The sequence below is a fragment of the Gordonia alkaliphila genome, assembly GCF_039542465.1.
GTDB lineage: Bacteria > Actinomycetota > Actinomycetes > Mycobacteriales > Mycobacteriaceae > Gordonia > Gordonia alkaliphila.
Genome location: NZ_BAABIE010000003.1, coordinates 142,642 through 163,574 on the forward strand (window position 1 = coordinate 142,642; position 20,933 = coordinate 163,574).

Sequence of the window (20,933 nt, forward strand, 5' to 3'; positions counted from 1 at the left end):
CACCGAAATTCACCCGAACGAACCAAGGACCCGGGCGAGCTGATCGATCTCGTACGGCAGTGCGTACGGTCCCAGGCCCACGGTGACCGCTCCGCCGACGTCGGTAGCCCCGATCCTGGTCAATGCCCGACTCGGCACATCCGAGAGCGCGCTGATGCCGTTGTCGGCCAGTCGTTGCGCGACTTTCGCCGCCGACACGCCGTCGACCACGAAGCTGACCGCCGGAATGCGGTGCGTGTCGGCGCCGACGACGTGGACGCGGCCGAGCTGCGTCAGCGAGTTCACCAGGTAGTGCGTGAGGCGCTGCACGTAGTCGTAGGTGCTGTCCAACGAGGTGGTCAGACGACGACGGCGTTTACCGTCGGCCGACGGGTCGAGTCCGGCCAGGTGTTCCACCGACGCCACCACACCGGTGAGCAGCGAGGCCGGCATGGGTTCGGCTTCCAATCGGCGAGGCCCGGTGCTTCGTGGGTCCATCGACACGCGGGTCAACGACTCCAGGCGTGCCGGGTCGGCGAAGACCATGGCCGCCATCCGCGGGCCGCCCCAGCGCGCCGGGCTCAGGAGCACCACGTCGGCGCCGAGTTCGGCCATCGACATCCGGACGTACGGCGCCGCTGAGGAGGCGTCGACCACGAGGAGCGCCCCCGAGTCGCGGGCGTAGTTCGCGATCTGGGCGACGTCGACGATCGCGCCGGTAACCGATGAGGCCAACGTCACCGCGATCACTTTGGTGCGCGCGTTCACGAGGTCCGCGTACTGCCATTCCGGCAGAGTTCCGTCGGAGATGTCGAGCTCGGCCCAGCGGACGCTCGCGCCGTGTGCCCGCGCACCCCGCAGCCACGGGACGATGTTCTCCTCGTCGTCCAGCCGGGAGCAGATCACTTCGCCGTCCCAGTCCGCCGCCGACATGGCATCGGCCAACGCCGTCACCAAGACGCTGCGCGACGGCCCGAGGACCACCGCGGCCGGATCGGCGTCGAGCAGATCAGCGAGGGCGCGGCGCGCATTCTGCTCCACCTCGGCGGCGGCGAGCGCCTGCGGATACGCCCCGCGCGGATCCACCGGGAGGGCTCGGAGCCCGGTGCTCATCGCGCTGGCCACCGCATCGGGAACCTGCTGCCCGGCCTGAACGTCGAGATGGATCCACCCGTCTCCGAGAGTGGGGAACAGTCCCCGCACCGAGGCGACGTCGAAGGGCATGCACCACACGATAGACAGTGCGCCCGACGATAATGAACGTTGTCCGCACACAGCGCCCCGCACCTTGCCGAAGCGGACCGTCAGCTCATCGCCTGTATCGTCAACCGTTGTGTCAGTGGCAAACCTCGACGACGATATTCCCCCGGCCCCGCCCATCTCGGACTCGCGGACCTTCCGCCGGGGCCTCAAGGACCTCGTCGACGGCTTCCGCGACTCGGAACTGTGGCTGCACCTGGGCTGGACCGACATCAAGCAGCGCTACAAGCGCTCGGTGCTCGGCCCGCTGTGGATCACCATCGCCACCGGCGTCACCGCGTTCGCGATGGGCCTGCTGTACGGCGAACTGTTCGGCCAGGACCTCAACTGGTTCCTCCCGTACGTCGCGCTCGGCTTCATCTTCTGGAACTTCATCTCCAATTCGATCCTCGACGGCTCGGTGGTGTTCTCCACCAACGAGGGCCTGATCAAACAGCTGCCCGCGCCGATCAGCGTGCACGTGTACCGCATCGTGTGGCGACAGCTGATCATCTTCGCCCACAACATCGTCATCTACGTCGTCATCCTGATCCTGTTCCCGCAGCCGCTGAACTGGACTGCGCTGCTGGTAATTCCGGCGATCGGCCTGTTCGTGCTCAACGCCGTGTGGGTGACGATCGTGTTCGGCGTCCTCTCCACTCGTTTCCGCGACATCGGCGAGCTGCTGAAGACCGCGGTGAACCTGGTGTTCTTCCTGACGCCGATCATCTGGTCCACCAACACCTTCACCGGCGATCAGGGCGAACGGGTTTCCGGGCGCATGCGTCTGGTGGAGCTCAATCCGATGTACCACTACCTGGAGATCGCCCGCGGCCCGCTGATGGGCGAATCCGTCGCCGCCTACCACTGGTGGGTGGTCATCGGCTGCACCGCCGTCGGCCTGGCCGCTGCACTCGTGGTGATGCGTAACTACCGCGCCCGCGTGGCGTACTGGGTTTAGGAGTACCCGTGGCAAATTCGGAAATCCGGGTCGACACCTGGGACGCCTGCGTCGACTTCCCCATCTTCGACGCCAAGACCCGCTCGCTGAAGAAGGCCGTCATCGGCGCGGCCGGCGGCGTGATCGGCGCCAACAACTCGCGCACCGTGGTGGTCGAGGCGTTGCGCGACATCAATCTGCATCTCAAGCACGGCGACCGCGTGGGCCTGGTGGGCCACAACGGCGCAGGCAAGTCGACGCTGCTGCGCCTGCTCAGCGGCATCTACGAGCCCACGCGCGGCAGCTGCCAGGTGAAGGGCCGGGTGGCCCCGGTCTTCGACCTCGGCGTGGGCATGGACCCGGAGATCTCCGGCTACGAGAACATCCTCATCCGCGGCATGTTCCTGGGCATGTCCCGCAAGCAGATGCTGGCCAAGACCGATGAGATCGCCGAGTTCTCCGAACTGGGCGAATACCTGGAGATGCCGCTCCGCACCTACTCCACCGGTATGCGCGTGCGCCTGGCCCTGGGCGTGGTGACCAGCATCGACCCCGAGATCCTGATCCTCGACGAGGGCATCGGCGCCGTCGACGCCGAATTCATGAAGAAGGCCCGCGTCCGCCTGCAGGCGCTGGTGGAGCGCTCGGGCATCCTGGTCTTCGCCAGCCACTCCAACGAGTTCCTGGCGCAGCTGTGCGACCGCGCGCTGTGGATCGACCACGGCCAGATCCGCATGGACGGCGGCATCGAAGAGGTGGTGGGCGCCTACCAGGGACCCGAGTCCGCCGCGCAGGTCCGCAAGGTGCTGACCGAGTTGGGCAAGTCGTCGGAGACCGACGCATGAGTGAACGCATCATCGGCGTCGTCGTGACGCATCGGCGTCGGGAACTGCTGGCCGAGTCGCTTCAAGTGCTGTGCGCCCAGGATCGGCCGCTGGATCACCTGATCGTGGTCGACAACGCCGCCGAACCGGAGGTGGCCGAACTGGTCGCCGCGCAGTCGATCTCCACGACGTATCTGCCGTCCCAGCACAATCTGGGCGGCGCCGGCGGCTTCGCGCTCGGCATGCTGCACGCATTGGCGCTGGGCGCCGACTGGGTGTGGTGCGCCGACGACGACGGCCGCCCGGAGGGTCCGCAGGTGCTGTCGACGCTGCTGAGCTGCGCGCATCGGCACGGCCTCGGCCAGGTCTCCCCGGTGGTGGTGAACATCGACGAGCCCGACGCCCTGGCCTTCCCGCTGCGCCGCGGCCTGGTGTGGCGTCGTCGTCGCAGCGAACTGTTCGCCGACGGTGAGACGCAGACCGACGACCTCCTGCCCGACATCGCCTCCCTGATGAACGGCGCCCTGTTCGCCGCCGCCACCCTCGATCGCATCGGCGTCCCTGACCTGCGCTTGTTCGTCCGCGGCGACGAGGTGGAGATGCATCGACGTCTGGCCCGCTCGGGGATCCCGTTCGGCACCTGCCTGACCACCGCGTACCTGCACCCCGACGGGAGCGACGAGTTCCGGCCGATCCTCGGAGGACGCATGCACACCCAGTACCCGGACAACGAGACCAAGCGCTACTTCACCTACCGCAACCGCGGCTACCTGATGAACCAGCCGGGCATGCGTAAGCTGCTGCCGCAGGAATACGCCCGTTTCGGCTGGTACTTCCTAGTGCAGCAACGCGACGTCGCCGGCTTCCGGGAATGGCTGCGACTGCGGCGCCTGGGCCGCAACGAACGATTCGGCGGCCCAGGCCAAGGGTGAGCACCCGCCCCGACCCTGCGGAGGAACGATGAACGAGACGATCGCCGGTTATCGCGTGCTGTCCCGGATCGGCGACGGCGGCATGGGCTCGGTGTACCTGGTCCAGCATCCCCGGCTGCCCCGCCAGGAGGCCCTCAAACTGGTGGCCGCCGAGCTGAGCAGCGATGCGGTGTACCGGGCGCGCTTCGCCCGCGAGGCCGACGTCCTGGCCGCGCTGGACCATCCGAACATCGTCCGCCTGCACGACCGCGGCGAGGTGGGCGGCCAACTCTGGCTCACCATGGAGTACGTCGACGGCCCGGACGCCTCGACGCTGCTGGCGCGGCAGGGACGACTGCCGATGCCGACCGTTCTCGACATCGTGCGCGGCGTGGCCGCGGCCCTCGACTACGCGTGGAGCACCAGCCACCTGGCGCACCGCGATGTGAAGCCCGCGAACGTCCTGGTGGGCCAGCGGTCGGCCGGGGGCGGGCCACCGATCATCAAGCTCGCCGACTTCGGTGTCGCCACCGGGCCGGAACGCACTCGGCTGACCGCCACCGGCATGGCCGTCGGCACCTTGAGCTACCTGTCGCCGGAGAGCCTGGGCGACGGGCGGGTGGACGATCGCTCCGACCAGTACTCGCTCGCCTGCACCGCCTACCACCTGATCACCGGGCACCCGCCGTTCGGCGAAGGGTCGCCGGCGACGTTGCTGCGCGCGCACCTGTACGAACCACCGCCGGTGCCGTCGGCGCAGGTCCCCGGGATGCCGCCGCATGTCGACGCGGCCATTGCCCGCGCCACCGCCAAGGATCCGCGCGACCGCTTCGCGTCGAGCACCGCCTTCGCGCAAGCCCTGGCCGGGGCGCCCACTGTCGTCCCCGCGGCACCGTCGTACAGCCAGCAGCCGCCCGCACCCCCGGTGGCCCCTCCCCCGATGGCCCCTCCGCCGATGGCCCCGGCCTCGATGTCCCCGCCGCCACCGGAACCGCCGAGGTCGACGCGGATGATGCCGGCCGCGCAGTTCCCGCCCGGTCCGCCGTCGCCACCCGCACCGTCGGCCGCCGGCTCCTCCGACGGGAACCGATCGCGAAATCGCATGCTGATCGGCGGTGGGATCGCGGTCCTCGTGCTCCTGCTGCTAGCCGGACTCGGCGCCTTCCTGGTGCTCCGCGACTCGGGTGGATCCGATCCCGTGCCGCTCGCCGGGTCGTCGACCACCACCAGCAGCACCACCACGTCGTCGACCACCTCCGCGACGAGGTCGACGACCACCTCGACGTCGGCCGACAGCGCTCCGCTCTCCACGATTCTCGGCAAGTGGACGGGCACCTACACGTGCGGTCAGGGCGAGACCGCGGTGACCTTCACCATCGAGAGCGGTCTGATCGACGACCAGGTCAATGCGACCTTCGCGTTCGGCCCGACGCGCGCCAATCCAGACACCGAGCGCGGCTCCTTCGAGATGGCCGGCATTCGGGTGGGTGAGGACGTCATGTTCACGCCGGTGCGCTGGATCGACAAGCCCGGCACCTACGACATGGTGATCGTGCAGCTGGACGGACCGATCACCGCGAACATGACCCGGCTGAGCGGACGCGTCATCTCGCCCGGCTGCAGCACCATCAGCCTCCGTCGCTGATTCCGGGGACACCCGGCCCACCATTGCTAGAACGTGTTCTAGTCTGAGTGGCATGCGTTTCACCTTCGCTGAGGCGATGACCGACACCAGCTACTACGCTCCGCTCGCGCAGGCCGCCGAGACCGCCGGCTTCTCCGGTATGACGATCCCGGATTCGCTGGCGTATCCGGAAGAGTCCGACGCCACCTACCCGTACACCCCGGACGGCAACCGCGAGTTCCTCGACGGCAAGGATTTCGTCGAGACCTTCATTCAGATCGCGGCGCTCGGTGCGGTGACCAGCACCCTGCGGTTCCTGCCGTTCGTGCTGAAGCTCCCGGTCCGTCCGCCGGCGCTGGTGGCCAAGCAGGCCTCGTCGATCGCGCACCTCACCGGCAATCGGCTGGGTCTGGGCATCGGCACCAGCCCGTGGCCGGAGGACTACGACATCATGGGCGTCGACTTCGCGCGCCGCGGCAAGCGCATGGACGAGTGCATGGACATCATCCGCGGCCTCACCTCCGGCGAGTACTTCGAGTTCCACGGCGAGTTCTACGACATCCCGAAGATCAAGATGGCGCCGGCCCCCACCGAGCCGATCCCGCTGCTGGTCGGCGGCCACGCCGACCTCGCGCTGCGTCGTGCCGTGGTGCGCGGCGACGGCTGGATGCACGGCGGCGGCCCGGGCGAGGAGCTCGACGCCCTGCTCGACAAGATCGCCGCCATCCGGAAGGCCGAGGGCAAGGAGAACGACCCCTTCGAGATCCACGTGATCTCCATGGACGCCTACACCATCGACGGCATCAAGCGACTCGAGGACAAGGGCATCACCGACGTGATCGTCGGCTTCCGCCTGCCGTACATCATCGGCAACGACACCGAGCCGCTGCAGAAGAAGATCGACCACCTGAACTGGTACGGCGAGAACATCATCGCCAAGATCGACAGCTGACCCGGCACGTCCGCGAAGGTCGCCGCGCGCCGGCGGCCTTCGCTCACCGGCACTACTTGATCTTGAAGATCACCGCGCGCTGGACCACGAAGTTGATCACCGTCGCCACGCCCTGGGCGACGACGAAGGCGCCCGCGGAGTAGAGCCAGGTCTCCGGCCACACCGTCGACAGCCAGGCGTACAGCCCGACGTTGACCGCGAACGTGGTCGCGTACAGCAGCAGCACCGCGACGAAGCGCGCGGCGCTGGGCTCGGCGCGGAAGGTCCAGCGCCGGTTGATCAGGTAGGCCACCGTGGTGCCGAGGATGAACCCGCCGGCCTTGGCGACGGCGAACGGCGCGCCGACGGCGTACTGCAGCAGCATGGTGAGGCCGTAGTCGAGCACCGCCGAGCCGGCGCCGGTCATTACGAACCGGATCAGCTGGGTCTTCAGATCGACGTCGGTCGAGGCCTCTTCGTCGTCGAGCGGCAGCTCCATCGGCATCGGCGCGTGACGCGTCGCGAAGTCCTCGTGGTGCAGCGGGTGCGACGGGTCGTGGCGGGGATCGATGTCGGGCACCCTGACAGCCTAGTGCCCCGACACCGGCATCCCGACCGACCGGGCGGCGGCGTCGTATCTCGTCGAGACCACCGGGAAACACCGAACCGTCCCCTAATCTGGGAACTCATGAAGCCTCTGCTGCGTCGGGTCGCCACCACAGTCCTCGCATTCGCCTGCGCGAGCACCCTCGCCGTGACGGCGGCTCCGGCGCATGCCGACCCCACCCCGGCGCCGTCGTGGTCGGGGCTCGACGCGCGCGACTACTCGGGGCCGATCGGCACGCCGGGCACGCTGTTGGCGCAGACCCCGCTGAACCCGGCGCTCTCGCTGCCCGCCGCGGGTTCGGCCTACCGCATCCTCTACGCCACCACCGACGTGCACGGAAAGCCCGCCACCAGCACCGGCGCGATCTTCCTGCCGCGCAAGGCCGCCCCGAAGGGTGGCTATCCGGTGATCGCCTGGGCGCACGGCACCACCGGCCTCGGCGACGACTGCACGCCGTCGGCCCTGCCCCGCTCCGAACGCGACGCCGCCTACCTCAGCCACTGGCTGCGCGAGGGCTACGCCATCGTCGCCACCGACTATGCGGGCCTCGGAACACCCGGGCTGATGAGCTATCTCAACGGCGAGGTGGCTGCCCATTCGGTGGTCGACTCGGTGAAGGCCACCCAGCAGACCGGCCTGCCGCTCTCGAAGAAGTGGGCCATCGTCGGGCAGTCGCAGGGCGCGGGCGGGGCACTGAACGCCGCGCGCCGGGCCACCGCCTACTCGCGCGGCAGCGGACTCGACTACCGCGGCGTCGTCGCCACCGGCACGCCGGCCAACATCGAACACGTCATCTGGCAGGCCGGGCCGGCGTTTCCGCCCGTCGCCCTCCCCGCGGGCCTGAACGTGTACGCCGCATACATCCTGGCCGGCTTCACCGACGCCCGCCCCGACCTGCGCGTCGAGTCGGTCCTGACGCCGCGCGGGCGCACGGTGGTCTCGATGGCCGAGAAGCTCTGCTACTCCGAGCTCGCCGACGCCCTCACCGGCGAACGCGCCAACACCTGGTTCACCCGCCCGCTGGCGAGCATCCCCGGCATTCAGGGCGCGCTGGTCGAATACATGAGCACCCCGTACTCCGGGTACGACAGGCCGATCTTCCTCGGCCAGGGCCTGCTCGACACCGACGTCCCCGCCGTGTCCGCGGGCTCGCTGTACGCGCAGATGCTGGCGGCCGGCCAGCCGGTCGATTTCCGCCTCTACCCGGGTGAGGACCACTCCGGCACGGTCCTGGCGTCGATCCCCGACTCCACCCCGTTCCTCGCGCGGATCATGCGCTGACCGCGGTCAGGGCTCCACTTCGGTGCCGCTGAGCTGCGGCGTCTCGGCGCGGTCGTCGATGTCGGCGGCCGCCGTCGTCGGCTGGCGATGCTCGGCGGACGGTTTCACCACGAGCACCGGCTTGTTGCAGGAGACGAGCAGGTATTGCGACGTGCTGCCCAGCAGCAGCTTGCCCACCTGTGTCCGACGACGCATCCCGATGACCAGCATCTCCGCGTCCGGGCGCTCCATGGCGTTCAGCAGTTCCTCTGCCGGTGTCGCACCGATCGGCTGCTGCAGCCGGTACCGCAGACCGGACGCCTTCAGCCGCTGCTCCACGTCGGCGATCTCGTCGGCGTCGGCGATCCGTCGTCCACGCACCTCCGACACCGCGCTGATCACCAGCAGTTCGGTGTCGCGCAGGCGGGCCTCGACGATCCCCTGCTCCAGACAGACCCGACCGAAAGCCCCCGGCGCGTAGCCCACCACGATCATCGCCACCGTCTCTTTTCGTCGTGCCGTCGTATGTCTCCGGTTTGAGAGTATCGGACGGCAGTCCCCGAAAACGGAGCCGAAATGTCCGTTTTAATCGGGTCTGACGCACCACATCTAGGCAATCCACAGACTCCGACGAGTACTCTCCTAGGCGATGACGAACCAAGATGTACTCCCGATCGAGACCCGGACGCTGATGGGCTGGGGTCGCACCATGCCCGTCGAGGGTCACGTGCTGTCGACCCCGTACCCGGAGGTCATTGCCCAAGCCGTCGCGCAGGTCGCCGACAGCCAGGCCGACAAGCCGTCGTACCTCAAGCGCGGCATCATCGCCCGCGGCATGGGCCGCTCGTACGGTGAGAACGCCCAGAACGCCGGCGGCCTCACGATCGACATGACGGCGCTGACCCGGATCTACTCGATCGACAGCGACACCGCGATCGTCGACGTCGACGCCGGCGTGGACCTCGACACGCTGATGCGCGTCGCCCTGCCGCACGGCCTGTGGGTGCCGGTCCTGCCGGGCACTCGCCAGGTGACCGTCGGCGGCGCCATCGCCTGCGACATCCACGGCAAGAACCACCACAGCGCGGGCAGCTTCGGCAACCACGTCGCGGAGATGCACCTCCTCGTGGCCTCCGGCGACATCCTGACGCTGACCCCCGAGGGCACCCCCGACGACCCGGACGCCTCCATCTTCTGGGCGACGGTCGGCGGCATCGGTCTGACCGGCATCATCCTGCGCGCCAAGATCAAGATGACGCGCACCGAGACCGCCTATTTCATCGCCGACGGCGCCGTGACGCGCTCGCTCGACGAGACCATCGCGCTGCACACCGACGGCTCCGAGGAGAACTACACCTACAGCTCGGGCTGGTTCGACGCGATCAGCAAGCCGCCGAAGCTGGGCCGGGGCACCTTCTCGCGCGGTTCGCTGGCCACCCTCGATCAGCTGCCCGACAAGCTCGCCAAGGATCCGCTCAAGTTCGACGCGCCGACCCTGGTGAACTTCCCCGACGTGTTCCCCAACGGGCTGGCCAACAAGTTCAACTTCTCCATGATCGGCGAGGCGTACTATCGCATGGGCGGGAACTACACCGGCAAGATCCAGAATCTGACGCAGTTCTACCACCCGCTCGATCTGTTCGGGAATTGGAATCGCGCCTACGGTTCCAAGGGTTTTCTGCAGTACCAGTTCATCGTGCCGCCGGAGGCCGTCGAAGAGTTCAAGGGCATCATCTACGACATCCAGGGCTCCGGACACGTCAGCTTCCTGAACGTCTTCAAGCTGTTCGGCGAAGGCAATCAGGCGCCGCTGAGCTTCCCGATGCCGGGCTGGAACATCTGCGTGGACTTCCCCATCAAGAAGGGCCTGCACGAGTTCGTCTCCGAACTCGACCGGCGCGTGATGTCCATCGGCGGACGCCTGTACACGGCCAAGGATTCACGCACCACCGCCGAGAGCTTCCACACCATGTACCCGCGCGTCGACGAGTGGCTCGAGGTGCGTCGCCGCGTGGACCCGGACAAGGTCTTCATGTCGGACATGGGTCGACGACTCGAGCTCATCTGAGCGACGCCCGACCCTTCGACCCTTCGACAAGCTCGGGGCGCGGATCACCCCGCACTCCGGCTTCAACTGAAAGAGATCTCCCCATGTTCAACGCCGTCGGCGTTCCCCAGTCCGTCCTCGTCCTCGGCGGCAGTTCCGAGATCGGCCTCGCCATCACCGCCGAGTTCCTCTCCCGCGGCCCGATGCGTGTGGTCCTGGCCACCGTGCCGAACGACCCGGCCGCCGCGACCGCCGTCGAGCAGATGAAGGCCGCCGGCGCGACCAGCGTCGAGCAGATCGACTTCGACGCCCTCGACACCGATTCGCACCCCGGCGTGATCGACGCGGCCTTCGCCGGCGGCGACATCGACGTGGCCATCGTCGCCTTCGGTATCCAGGGCGACGACGAGCAGGCCTGGCAGGACCAGAAACTCGCCGTGCTCGAAGCCGACATCAACTACACCGCCGCCGTCTCCGTCGGCGTGCTGCTCGGCGAGAAGATGCGGGCGCAGCGCCACGGCCAGATCATCGCCATGAGCTCGGTGGCCGGCGAGCGGGTGCGTCGCTCCAACTTCGTCTACGGCTCCACCAAGGCGGGCCTGGACGGCTTCTACCTGGGCCTCGGCGAGGCCGTGCGCGCCGACGGCGTGCGCGTGCTCGTGGTCCGCCCCGGCCAGGTCCGCACCCGCCTGTCGGCGCACGTCGCCGAGGCGCCGCTCACGGTGAACAAGGAAGACGTCGCGCAGCGCGTCGTCGCCGCCGTGGACAAGGGCAAGGACGTCATCTGGGTGCCCGGTCCGTTCCGTTTCATCATGATGGTCCTGCGGCACATCCCGCGGCCCATCTTCCGCAAGCTCCCCGTCTAGGCGATGACGAGCGCACCGCGCCGAGGCCGCGACCTACTCGAACTGCTCGGCGCGCTCCTCCTCGGCGGAGTGGTCGGCTTCGTCGGACTCCGCGTCATCGACGCGGCGGCGTGGCCGGCCTACAACACCTCCAACGTCACCCGCGCGCTGACCACCCTGGGCCAGGTGCTGTTCGTCCTGGTCGCGGTGGTCGCCGTGGTGGCCGCACGCTACCGGCCGTCGTGGCGGCTCGGCACGTCGTGGCTGGGCTCGGTCGCCTCCGCCGGCCTCGTGACGGTGAGCCTCGGCATGCCGCTGGGTGCCACCAAGCTGTACCTGCACGGCCTGACCGCTGACCAGCAGTTCCGCACCGAGTACCTCACCCGTCTCACCAGCAGCCCGCACCTGGCCGACATGACCTACGTGGACCTGCCGCCGTACTACCCGGCGACGTGGTTCTGGTTCGGCGGTCGATACGCCGACCTGCTCGGTCTGCCCGGCTGGGAGGCTTACAAGCCGTGGGCCATCATCTCGATGGCCGCGGCCGCCGCGCTCGGCGTGGCGCTGTGGAACCGCATGGTCGGCGTCGGCGTGGGCACCGCCGTCGGCATGGCCGTGACCGCCGCGACCCTGTACTTCGCCTCGCCCGAGCCCTATGCCGCGGTGCTGATCCTGGTCGGCGTGCCCATGCTGGTGGTCATCGCCTCCGCGCTCCGCGGACGCGGACGTCTCACCGACGGCCCGACGTCGTTGGCGCAGACCAGCTGGCTCGCCGTGATCGCCGCGGGCCTGTTCCTCGGGGTCTCGGCGACGGTCTACACCCTGTACACCGCGCTCTTCGCCGGCAGCGCGATCCTGATCGCCCTGGTCTACCTGGTGCAGGTCTGGGTCGCGGCCCGCAACAGCGCCGTGCCCGACGATGCCCTGAGCGCGGAGCGGCGCGGCCCGTTGGTCGGCGTCGTGGTGCGCCTGCTGGTGATGGGCGTCCTGGCCTGCGCCGTCGCTCTGACCTTCTGGGCCCCGTACCTGCTCAAGCGGTTCGGCTCCAACGTCACGGTGTCCGGGGCCGCCGAGCACTATCTGCCCGAGAATGGCGCGATTCTGCCGCTGCCCATGTTCCAGCTGACCCTGCTCGGGCTCCTGGCCCTGGTCGGGCTGATCTGGGCGGTGCTGCGCATGCGTCGTCGGACCATCGCGTTCGCGTTCGCCGTGGCGCTGGTCGGCATCGTGGTCCTGACCCTGGCGTCGCTGGCGCGCACCGCCATCGGCAGCACCCTGCTGTCGTTCCGCCTGGAAGCGGTGAGCGCCGCGATCCTCGCCGCCGCGGGCGTGTTCGGCGTCGTCGAACTCTCCCGACTCGCGGTGGGACGCTTCGGCGACATCCGCACCGTGATCGGCGTCCTGGCGGCCGTGGGCGCGGTCGGCGTGGCCCAGCAGGTGCCCGCGACCCTGTCCAGCGAGATCACCATCGCCTACACCGACACCGACGGCTACGGTCAGCGCGGCGATCAACGGCCGGCCGGCTCGGAGTCGTACTACGCGCAGCTGCACCGCCTGATCCGCGAGCAGACCGGCCGCCCGGCCACCGAGAACGTGGTGCTCACCGCCGATTTCAGCTTCCTGTCGATCTACCCGTACTGGGGATTCCAGGGCCTCACCTCGCACTACGCGAACCCGCTGGCCGAGTTCGACGCCCGCGCCGCGACCATCGCGAAGTGGGCGGAGGCCGCCGATCCGGCCGAGTTGGCGTCGCTGATGCAGGCCAGCCCGTGGCGGACCCCGGACGCGTTCGTGTTCCGCTACAGCGCCGACGGCTACACCTTGCGTCTGGCCAAGGACGTCTACCCGAACGATCCGAACATCAAGCGGTACACGGTGACCTTCGATCCGGCCGTCTTCGACGATCCGGCCTATACGGTGACCGAAGTGGGCCCGTTCGTTCTGGTGGTCCGCAACTAGTTCGGGAGCGCGGAGTGGACCTGCAGATCACCAGCCTGACCGGGGCGTCGGGCAGCACCCATTTCGTCGCCACCGACACCGTGAACTGGGTGATTCTGCAGGCCGACGACGGTGTGACCCTGATCGACGGCGGTTACCCCGGCCACGCCGACGCGGTGACCGAGTCGTTGCGTCGGGTCGGCAGCGCCCCCGAGGAGATCCGGGCCGCGCTCCTCACCCACGCGCACGTCGACCACCTCGGCGGCCTGGTGAAGCTGCGGCAGAAATACGCCTTCGACGTCTACGCCGATCCCCACGAGGTGGCCCACGCTCGGCGCGACTATCTGGAACAGGCGAACGCGGCGAGCCTGGCACCCATCGCCTGGCAGCCCCGCGTGTTGCGCTGGCTGAGCCGGATCCTTCCGCTGGGGGCCCTCGACAAGACCGGCCTGCCCGACGCCACCCCCTTTCCCGACCTCGCCGGGCTCCCCGGCGCACCGGTCCCGATCGCGGCGCCCGGACACACCCGCGGCCACAGCGCCTTCCTGGTGGCCGACGGCGAAGCCCTGGTCTCCGGCGACGCCCTGATCAGCGCACATCCGACCACCACCCCGCCCGGGCCACAGTGCTTGGGCCCGGTGTTCACCCACGACCCCGAGCGCAACGCCGCCTCGCTGGAGAACCTGGCCGCCACCGACGCGCGCCTGCTGTTCCCCGGCCACGGCCCGCAGTGGGCGGGCCGCATGCGCACCGCCGTCGACCAGGCGCTCGCCCGCGGCTGAGGGTCAGAGGCCGCCGAGGCCCTTGCCGACGAGCACCACACCGAGCACCACGAACAGCACCGCCATCACGGCCTGATTGTTCGCGTCCAGCCACTCCTTGATCGCGTTCAACGGGCCACGGAGCGCGTCCGCGGCGACAAGGTAGGCGATCACCGGAAGTAGAACACTCGCGGAGGCCAGCACCACGAAGACGGCAGCTGAGCCGATCAGCGGGCCCATCGCGAGATCGGCCGAGCCGATCGCGACGCCCGCGGCGGCGCAGAGCATGAGGTTCTTGGGGTTCACGGCAGCGAGCAGGAAGCCGAGCCCGGTCGCCTTGGCCCAGGTCAGTCCCTCGATGGCAGTCAGCCACTTCGGGGTGCCGCTGCTCTGCGCGCGGAACTGGTTGATGCCGGCGATCAGCAGCCCGCTGCCCAGCACGATCTTGATCCAGCCGACTGCGGCCCCGGGCTCGTCGGTCTGCTTCACGGCGTCGCCGAGGGCGATGAAGACCGCGGTCGCGCCGATGAGGCCGCCCACCCAACCCACGGCGAAGCCGAGGCCCTTGGTGCGCGCACTGCCGCCGAGCAGCATGAGGATCACGGCGATGATCGGCATCGGCGAGATCGCCACGCCCACCGCCATGGGCAGAATCTCGCCGATGACCGGGTTCATCGCGGGGCACCTCTCGCTCGATCAGCGCCGACGGCGCGATTCCATCGAAGACACTATCAGCTTGGTAAAACGACGGCGTCCTGACGCGACCGAATGCGTATATGCCATCGGTGGGCGTCAGGACGCCGTTGTTTTACCGCGCTGTCGGTGTACCCGCGGTCAGCGCGCGGTGGGTGCGCCCGCCGGGCGACGCGCACTGCGGCGACGACGCTGCGCCGGGGCGCCGGCGCCCTCGGTGCGCTGCTGCGACGACGACGAGGTGTACACGCGCTGGCCGGAGTCGCCGGCGCTGTCGGAACGACGACCGCCGGTGCCGCGACCGCGACCACCGCCGGTACTGCCGGCATTGCCGGAGCCGCCTGCACCGCGACCGGAGCCACGACCCTGCCCACCGCCGCGACCCGACCGGGCCTGGCCGCCGCCGCCACCGCCGGAACGGCGACGCGGCTGCTGCTGCTGGGGAGCCGGTGCCGGAGCGGGCTCCCGGTACGGGGCGCGCTCGCCGACCAACTCGTCGACGGCCGCCGACGAGGCGGTGACCTGCTGCGGCGTCACCTTGATGGCCGCCTTCTGCAGCATCTTGCGCAGGTCGGCGCGCTGCTCGGGCAGGCACACCGTCACCACGTCACCGTTGCTGCCGGCGCGGGCGGTACGGCCCGAGCGGTGCAGGAAGGCCTTGTGCTCGGCCGGCGGATCCACGTGGACCACCAGCTCGACGTCGTCCACGTGCACGCCGCGGGCGGCCACGTCGGTGGCGACGAGGACGCGGGCGCCGTCGTCGGCCGCGAACGAGGCCAAGTTGCGGTCGCGCTGGTTCTGCGACAGGTTGCCGTGCAGGTCCACCGACGGGATACCGGCGGCGGTGAGCTTCTTGGCCAGCTTCTTGGCCTGGTGCTTGGTGCGCATGAACAGGATCCGTCGCCCGGTGCCGGAGGCCAGCTCCTGGACGAGGTCGTTCTTGTCACCGGTCGAGCGCACCTCGAACACGTGGTGCGTCATCTTCTCGACGGGGCTGGTGGCCTCTTCGAGCGAGTGCGTGACCGGCTGGTTCAGGAAGCGCTTGACCAGCTTGTCGACGCCGTTGTCCAGGGTGGCGGAGAACAGCATGCGCTGACCGCCCTTGGGCGTGGCGTTCAGAATGCGGGTCACGCCGGGCAGGAAGCCGAGGTCGGCCATGTGGTCGGCCTCGTCGAGCACGGTCACGGCCACGTCGTCGAGCGAGACGATGCGCTGGCCCATCAGGTCCTCGAGGCGACCGGGGCAGGCGACGACGATGTCGACGCCGCCGCGCATCGCGCGTTCCTGACCGGCCTGCTTGACGCCGCCGAAGATGGTGGTGACCTTGAGGCCCATCGCCTCGGCCATCGGGGTCAGCGCGGTCGCGATCTGGGTGGCCAGCTCGCGGGTGGGCGCCAGGATCAGCCCGGTCGGACGACCCGGCGTGCGCTTGCGGCCGGCCTGGGCCAGGCGGGCGACCAGCGGAATCGAGAAGGCCAGGGTCTTGCCCGAGCCCGTCTTGCCGCGGCCGAGCACGTCCCGACCGGCGAGGCTGTCGGGGAGGGTGTGCTCCTGAATCGGGAAGGCCGCGGTCTTGCCGTCGGCGGCGAGTGCTCCGACGATCGGCGCGGGAACGCCGAGATCGGCGAAAGTGGTGGTCATGGTGGTGTCAGCCCTTTGTGGCTTAGGGACTTCCCGGCGCACATGAGCGGGCCGCACGCACTTTAGGCGCGGCCGAGCCACAGCATGGAAGTCAGGTGGCGAACACGCAGGTGTGCGTATCCGTTCGCCGCAGGAAAGTCAGTGATCGGCCGGCAGGATTGACATCGGCTGCGATCTCCGGAGCGTTCTACGACGCGCGGTGCCGAAGCACCGATGAATCCACCGTACGCGTCCGACGACCCCGAACCCGCATCAAGAGATGAGCGTCACCAGACGACGGACGGCGTATTCGTAGCCCTGCACACCGAAACCAGCGATCACGCCCGCCGCGATCGGCGACACGTAGGAGTGCCTGCGGAACGACTCGCGCGCATGCACGTTGGAGATGTGGACCTCCACGATCGGCACGTCCGGGATCACCAGGGCGTCGTGCAGCGCCACCGAGGTGTGCGTCCACGCGCCCGGGTTGATGACGATGCCGCTGATCGCGCCGCGCGCGGCGTGGATCGCGTCGAGCATCACGCCCTCGTGGTTGGTCTGCAGCGCCTGCACGCCGAATCCGGCCTCGGCGGCGGTCCGCTCCACCAGCGACACCACGTCGTCGAGGGTGTGGCTCCCGTAGACCTCCGGCTGGCGGGTCCCGAGCATGTTCAGATTCGGCCCGTTGAGCAGCAGAATGGGCAGCGGAGCAGCGGCAGCGGGCCGATCGGTGGACATGCTGCGAAGTCTACGAGAGATCGCAGTCCGATCACCGGATCAGCACGATCTGCGCCATCGTCGGGTTTCTGCGCGGAAATCTGCTGACCTCCCCGATCTCAGTCCGAGCGACGTGATAAGAACAGGTCATGACTGCGAACAACAACCCCACCGTCAATCGCGAACCCGGCAACCCGTGGGCCGCCGGCACCACCTGGGCCGCCGCCGCACTGCTGCTGGTCGCCTCGGTCCTGGCCTTCTTCCAGGGCATCGCCGCCGTGGCCAACGACGAGACCCTCGTCGCGGTGACCTCCGACTACATCTATGCCTTCAACCTGACCACCTGGGGCTGGATTCACATCGTCCTGGGCGTGATCGGCGTCTGCATCGCCGTCGGCATGTTCCTCGGCGCCACCTGGGCCCGGGTCTGCGCGATCATCATCGCCTCGCTCTCGATCGTGGCGAACTTCCTGTGGCTGCCGTACACCCCGTGGTGGTCGATCCTGGTCATCGCGATCGACATCCTGGTGATCTGGGCCGTCGCCAACTGGAGCGGCGACAACTGATCCCGCGCGCCCGGCACCACGCCGTCGCGCACCACGACTGACCCGATGGCACAGGGGCATCGCTACGATGCCCCTGTGCCATCGTTCTCGGTCCGGCGGGCCCAAGTCACCGCCATCATCACGGGCCTCCTCGGGTTCTTTCTGGCACTCCTGGCTCCCCTGCTTCCCGTCGAGCAGACGACCGCCGAGATCAGCTGGCCGCAGGAAGGCACCGTCAACTCGGTCTCGGCGCCGCTGATCTCGTACGCGCCGGTCACGCTGGAGGCCGCCATTCCGTGCGCGGCGGTGGCCGAACTCCCGCGCGGCCAGCAGGTCCTGCTGTCCACCACCTCCCCGTCCGCCCCCAAGGCCGCCGAACGCGGCCTCTTCGTGCGGGTGACGGGATCGAGCGACGCCCTCGCCGCCGACCGGTTCGTCGAGGTGGTCAACCGCAACATCCCGTTGCTGTCGGCCCCGCTGGACCAGGTGCTCTCCGGGGACTGCCGGACCATCACGGTCTCGGCCGACGCCACCGAGGTGACCGCGGCCTTCGTCGGCCTCCGCACCGACGACGGCCAGCCGCGCACCGCCTCGACCAGCGACGACGACCTCGGCGACCAGCGCCCGCAGGTCACCGGCCTGTTCACCCAGCTGTCCGGCTCGGCCGACGCGCTGCCCGGCCTGACCGCCCACGTGGTGATCGATTCCCGCTACAGCACCAGCCCCACCCTGCTCAAGTGGCTGGCCATCATCGTCGGCGTCGCCGCCACGCTGATCTCACTGCTGGCCCTGGCCCGGCTGGACGCCACCGACGGCCGCGGCCACGGCCGCGTGTTCCCCGCCCGGTGGTGGCGGCTGAACGCGCGCGACGGCGTGGTGATCGCGCTGCTGCTCGTCTGGCACTTCATCGGCCCCAACACCTCCGACGACGGCTACCTGATGACCATGTCGCGGGTGGCCCAGGACAGCGACTACACCGCCAACTACTTCCGCTGGTTCGGCGCACCCGAATCTCCCTTCGGGTGGTACTACCAGGTGTTCGGCCTGCTCAGCCAGATCAGCGTGGCCAGCCCGTGGATGCGGCTGCCCGCCCTGGCGTGCGGCATCGCGAGCTGGCTGATCATCAGTCACGAGATCCTGCCGCGGCTGGGTCGCGCCACCGCCGGCGCCCGCAACCACCTGCGCACGGCGAGCACGGCACCGGCCTGGACCGCTGCCGCGGTGTTCCTGGCCTGCTGGTTCCCGTTCAACAACGGGCTGCGCCCGGAACCGATCATCGCTCTGGGCGCCCTGCTCGCGTGGTGTTCGGTGGAACGCTCCATCGCCACCGGCCGCCTGCTGCCCGCGGCGCTCGCATGCCTGATCGCCGCCTTCTCCATCGCCGCCGGACCCACCGGCGTGCTGGCCGTCGCCGCCCTCGTCGCTGGGGCGCGGCCCATGCTGTTGGCCCTGGTCAAGCGGTCCCGCGAGGTCACCGCCCAGACCGGCCGGGCCGCGAAATGGGCCTACCTCAGCCTGCTCGCACCGATCCTGGCCGCAGGCACCTTCGTCCTGTTCGTGGTGTTCACCAATCTGACGCTCGCAGCGTTCCTGCAGAGCTCCACCATGAAGACCGCCGTCGGACCGTCGGCGAACTGGTACAACGAGATCGACCGCTACTCCTCGCTGTTCGCGTTCTCCGCCGACGGCTCCATCATGCGGCGATTCGCCGTGCTGGCGATGGTGCTCTCGCTGGTGGTGGCCGGCGCGGTCCTGATCCGGAAGGGCCGCATCCCCGGCACCGCCGCGGGCCCGGCGCAACGCATCGTCGGCATCACCTTCGCGTCCCTGCTCTTCCTCATGTTCACGCCCACCAAGTGGACGCACCACTTCGGCGTCTTCGCCGGTCTGGCGGCGGCGCTCGCCGCGCTAGCCGCGGTCGCGGCCAGCGCGGGGGCCACCCATTCGCGCCGCAACCGCACCCTGTTCGGGGCGTTGGTGGTCTTCATCGCCGGTCTGGCCCTGACCGCCCCCAACTCGTACTACTACTCCTCCGCGTGGGGCATGCCGTGGGGCGTCTGGCAGGTGACCATCGGCGGCGCCATGGTGGGCCAGGTCCTGCTGTACCTGACGCTGGTCCTGCTCGCGGTGGCACTCTGGTTCCACTTCCGCGAGCCGTTCACCGGCGCCGATCCGGTGCTCGACGACCCCGAGCACGCGCGTTGGCCGCGACTGCGCCGCAGCGTGGCCTGGCCGGGTCGCGCGCCGATGGGCGTCGCCGCGGGACTCCTCGTCGTCTTCGCCCTGGTCACCGCCATCGTCGCGGGCATCAACCAGTCCGGCTCCTACTCGGTGCCGCGCAGCAACCTCGAAGCACTGGCCGGCCGCCCGTGCAGCATGGCCGACAAGGTGTGGGTCGAGTCGAACCCGAGCGACTATCTACTGACCCCGGTGGACTCGACCCTGCGCGATCCGCTCGCCGGACCCACCAGCCAACCGGCGGGCTCCGATCGCAGCGCCACCACCGGATTCTCCGCCAACGGCATTCCGAACGACGTGAACGCGCGGGCCTCGTCGGGCAGCCTCGGCGTGCTCGCGGGGGCGGCCGCCGCCGACCCCGATCTGCTCATCGCCAACAGCGGCGGCACCGGCGGCGGCGTGATCAGCACGCCCGGCCTCAACGGCAGCCTCGCCGCCCTGCCCTTCGGCCTGGACCCCGAACGCACCGCCGTCCTGGGCAGCTACTCCGGCGACGTCCAGACCCCGGCCGGCCTCACGTCCGGCTGGTACCGCCTGCCCGCCGACTACCGGGATCGTCCGCTGATCACCTTCTCCGTCGCAGGCGACTTCTACCAGGGCGAACTCCGCCTGGAGTACACCGACGAGCCGATCGGCCCCACCACCACCGACGGATCGCTGTCGCCGACCGGCGGCATCGCCATGATCGATCCGGGCCCAAACCCGTCCTGGCGGAACGTCCGCATCGATACGGCCGGACTGCCGTCGAACCTCACGGCCATCCGCATCGTCGCCGACGACCACAATCTGGCCGCGGACCACTACCTGGTGGTGACCCCGCCGCGACTGCCCGAGATGACCACGCTGCAGGACACCGTCGGCAGTACCGACCCGGTCCATGCGGACTGGACGTCCGGGCTGGTGGTGCCGTGCCAGCGGCCCTTCAACTTCCACGCCGGCGTCGCCGAGATGCCGATGTGGCGGATCAAGCCGGGCGCCGACCTGGCGGCGGCCGTCGGAGCCTGGCAGAGCGCGCCGGGCGGCGGACCGCTCGGCTGGCTGGACGTCTCCCAGCGCGCGGAGACGGTGGCGACCTATCTGCAGGGCGACATCGGTCGGGACTGGGGCGCCCTGGAGCGCTACTCGGCGTACGACGAGGCGCGCCCCGCCGTGATCGAGTACGACACCGAGGTCCGCAGCGGACTGTGGAGTCCGGCACCTATCCGATACTGACC

18 protein-coding genes are annotated in these 20,933 nt (G+C 69.4%); 12 read left to right on the plus strand and 6 right to left on the minus strand.

Annotated features, from left to right (window positions below):
• Positions 1 to 9 precede the first annotated feature (9 nt).
• Positions 10 to 1,203: an aminotransferase class V-fold PLP-dependent enzyme gene (locus tag ABD989_RS04550; protein ID WP_345312593.1), complete on the minus strand. Its 1,194-nt coding sequence runs from the start codon at positions 1,201 to 1,203 to the stop codon at positions 10 to 12.
• A gap of 109 nt (positions 1,204 to 1,312) precedes the next feature.
• Between ABD989_RS04550 and wzm the strand changes: the two genes are divergently transcribed.
• From wzm to ABD989_RS04575, 5 genes are read left to right on the plus strand one after another with little or no spacing between them, the layout of a single operon-like run.
• Positions 1,313 to 2,179: a galactan export ABC transporter permease subunit Wzm/RfbD gene (wzm, locus tag ABD989_RS04555; protein ID WP_345312594.1), complete on the plus strand. Its 867-nt coding sequence runs from the start codon at positions 1,313 to 1,315 to the stop codon at positions 2,177 to 2,179.
• Between the two features lie 8 nt (positions 2,180 to 2,187).
• Complete coding sequence (wzt, locus tag ABD989_RS04560) at positions 2,188 to 3,003, plus strand: galactan export ABC transporter ATP-binding subunit Wzt/RfbE (protein ID WP_246993415.1); 816 nt, start codon at positions 2,188 to 2,190, stop codon at positions 3,001 to 3,003.
• Positions 3,000 to 3,914, plus strand: coding sequence for a galactofuranosyltransferase GlfT1 (gene glfT1 / locus ABD989_RS04565; protein ID WP_246993413.1), 915 nt, complete (start codon positions 3,000 to 3,002; stop codon positions 3,912 to 3,914). The genes wzt and glfT1 overlap by 4 nt, the downstream gene beginning before the upstream one ends.
• 28 nt (positions 3,915 to 3,942) lie before the next feature.
• Positions 3,943 to 5,538: a serine/threonine-protein kinase gene (locus ABD989_RS04570; RefSeq protein ID WP_345312595.1), complete on the plus strand. Its 1,596-nt coding sequence runs from the start codon at positions 3,943 to 3,945 to the stop codon at positions 5,536 to 5,538.
• Positions 5,539 to 5,590: 52 nt separating this feature from the next.
• Positions 5,591 to 6,469 (plus strand): TIGR03619 family F420-dependent LLM class oxidoreductase, encoded by an 879-nt coding sequence (locus ABD989_RS04575; RefSeq protein ID WP_246993407.1) that lies wholly within the window; start codon positions 5,591 to 5,593, stop codon positions 6,467 to 6,469.
• 52 nt (positions 6,470 to 6,521) lie between these two features.
• Here the strand turns inward: ABD989_RS04575 and ABD989_RS04580 are convergent, their stop codons facing one another.
• Positions 6,522 to 6,953 carry a GtrA family protein gene (locus ABD989_RS04580; RefSeq protein WP_345312717.1) on the minus strand — a complete coding sequence of 144 codons (432 nt, stop codon included), beginning with the start codon at positions 6,951 to 6,953 and terminating at the stop codon, positions 6,522 to 6,524.
• A gap of 183 nt (positions 6,954 to 7,136) precedes the next feature.
• Between ABD989_RS04580 and ABD989_RS04585 the strand changes: the two genes are divergently transcribed.
• Positions 7,137 to 8,336: a lipase family protein gene (locus tag ABD989_RS04585; RefSeq protein WP_246993405.1), complete on the plus strand. Its 1,200-nt coding sequence runs from the start codon at positions 7,137 to 7,139 to the stop codon at positions 8,334 to 8,336.
• A 6-nt stretch (positions 8,337 to 8,342) separates the two neighbouring features.
• Here the strand turns inward: ABD989_RS04585 and ABD989_RS04590 are convergent, their stop codons facing one another.
• Positions 8,343 to 8,810: a universal stress protein gene (locus ABD989_RS04590; protein WP_246996883.1), complete on the minus strand. Its 468-nt coding sequence runs from the start codon at positions 8,808 to 8,810 to the stop codon at positions 8,343 to 8,345.
• 154 nt (positions 8,811 to 8,964) lie between these two features.
• Between ABD989_RS04590 and dprE1 the strand changes: the two genes are divergently transcribed.
• The 4 genes from dprE1 to ABD989_RS04610 all read left to right on the plus strand — a co-directional run bounded on the left by dprE1 (position 8,965) and on the right by ABD989_RS04610 (position 13,927).
• On the plus strand, positions 8,965 to 10,383 hold the full coding sequence (gene dprE1 / locus ABD989_RS04595) for a decaprenylphosphoryl-beta-D-ribose oxidase (RefSeq protein ID WP_246993402.1): 1,419 nt from the start codon (positions 8,965 to 8,967) through the stop codon (positions 10,381 to 10,383).
• Between the two features lie 83 nt (positions 10,384 to 10,466).
• Positions 10,467 to 11,228 carry a decaprenylphospho-beta-D-erythro-pentofuranosid-2-ulose 2-reductase gene (gene dprE2 / locus ABD989_RS04600; RefSeq protein ID WP_246993400.1) on the plus strand — a complete coding sequence of 254 codons (762 nt, stop codon included), beginning with the start codon at positions 10,467 to 10,469 and terminating at the stop codon, positions 11,226 to 11,228.
• A gap of 3 nt (positions 11,229 to 11,231) precedes the next feature.
• Positions 11,232 to 13,166, plus strand: a complete 1,935-nt coding sequence (locus ABD989_RS04605; protein WP_246993399.1) for an arabinofuranosyltransferase — start codon at positions 11,232 to 11,234, stop codon at positions 13,164 to 13,166.
• Between the two features lie 14 nt (positions 13,167 to 13,180).
• The gene (locus ABD989_RS04610) at positions 13,181 to 13,927 is read left to right on the plus strand and encodes an MBL fold metallo-hydrolase (protein ID WP_246993397.1); all 747 of its coding nucleotides are present in this window, start codon (positions 13,181 to 13,183) and stop codon (positions 13,925 to 13,927) included.
• A gap of 3 nt (positions 13,928 to 13,930) precedes the next feature.
• Here ABD989_RS04610 and ABD989_RS04615 read toward each other — a convergent pair whose 3' ends face one another.
• The 3 genes from ABD989_RS04615 to aroQ all read right to left on the minus strand — a co-directional run bounded on the left by ABD989_RS04615 (position 13,931) and on the right by aroQ (position 16,957).
• On the minus strand, positions 13,931 to 14,581 hold the full coding sequence (locus ABD989_RS04615) for a GAP family protein (RefSeq protein WP_246993395.1): 651 nt from the start codon (positions 14,579 to 14,581) through the stop codon (positions 13,931 to 13,933).
• A 159-nt stretch (positions 14,582 to 14,740) separates the two neighbouring features.
• Positions 14,741 to 16,240, minus strand: coding sequence for a DEAD/DEAH box helicase (locus ABD989_RS04620; RefSeq protein WP_345312596.1), 1,500 nt, complete (start codon positions 16,238 to 16,240; stop codon positions 14,741 to 14,743).
• A 252-nt stretch (positions 16,241 to 16,492) separates the two neighbouring features.
• Positions 16,493 to 16,957 (minus strand): type II 3-dehydroquinate dehydratase, encoded by a 465-nt coding sequence (gene aroQ, locus ABD989_RS04625; RefSeq protein ID WP_345312597.1) that lies wholly within the window; start codon positions 16,955 to 16,957, stop codon positions 16,493 to 16,495.
• A gap of 128 nt (positions 16,958 to 17,085) precedes the next feature.
• On the opposite strand from aroQ, the gene ABD989_RS04630 reads away from it, so the two are divergent.
• Together ABD989_RS04630 and ABD989_RS04635 are read left to right on the plus strand one after the other, a co-directional pair.
• Entirely contained in the window at positions 17,086 to 17,502 is a 417-nt protein-coding gene (locus tag ABD989_RS04630) for a DUF7144 family membrane protein (RefSeq protein WP_345312598.1), read from the plus strand.
• Positions 17,503 to 17,577: 75 nt separating this feature from the next.
• Positions 17,578 to 20,931 carry an arabinosyltransferase domain-containing protein gene (locus ABD989_RS04635; RefSeq protein ID WP_345312599.1) on the plus strand — a complete coding sequence of 1,118 codons (3,354 nt, stop codon included), beginning with the start codon at positions 17,578 to 17,580 and terminating at the stop codon, positions 20,929 to 20,931.
• The last annotated feature ends 2 nt before the right edge of the window (positions 20,932 to 20,933 follow it).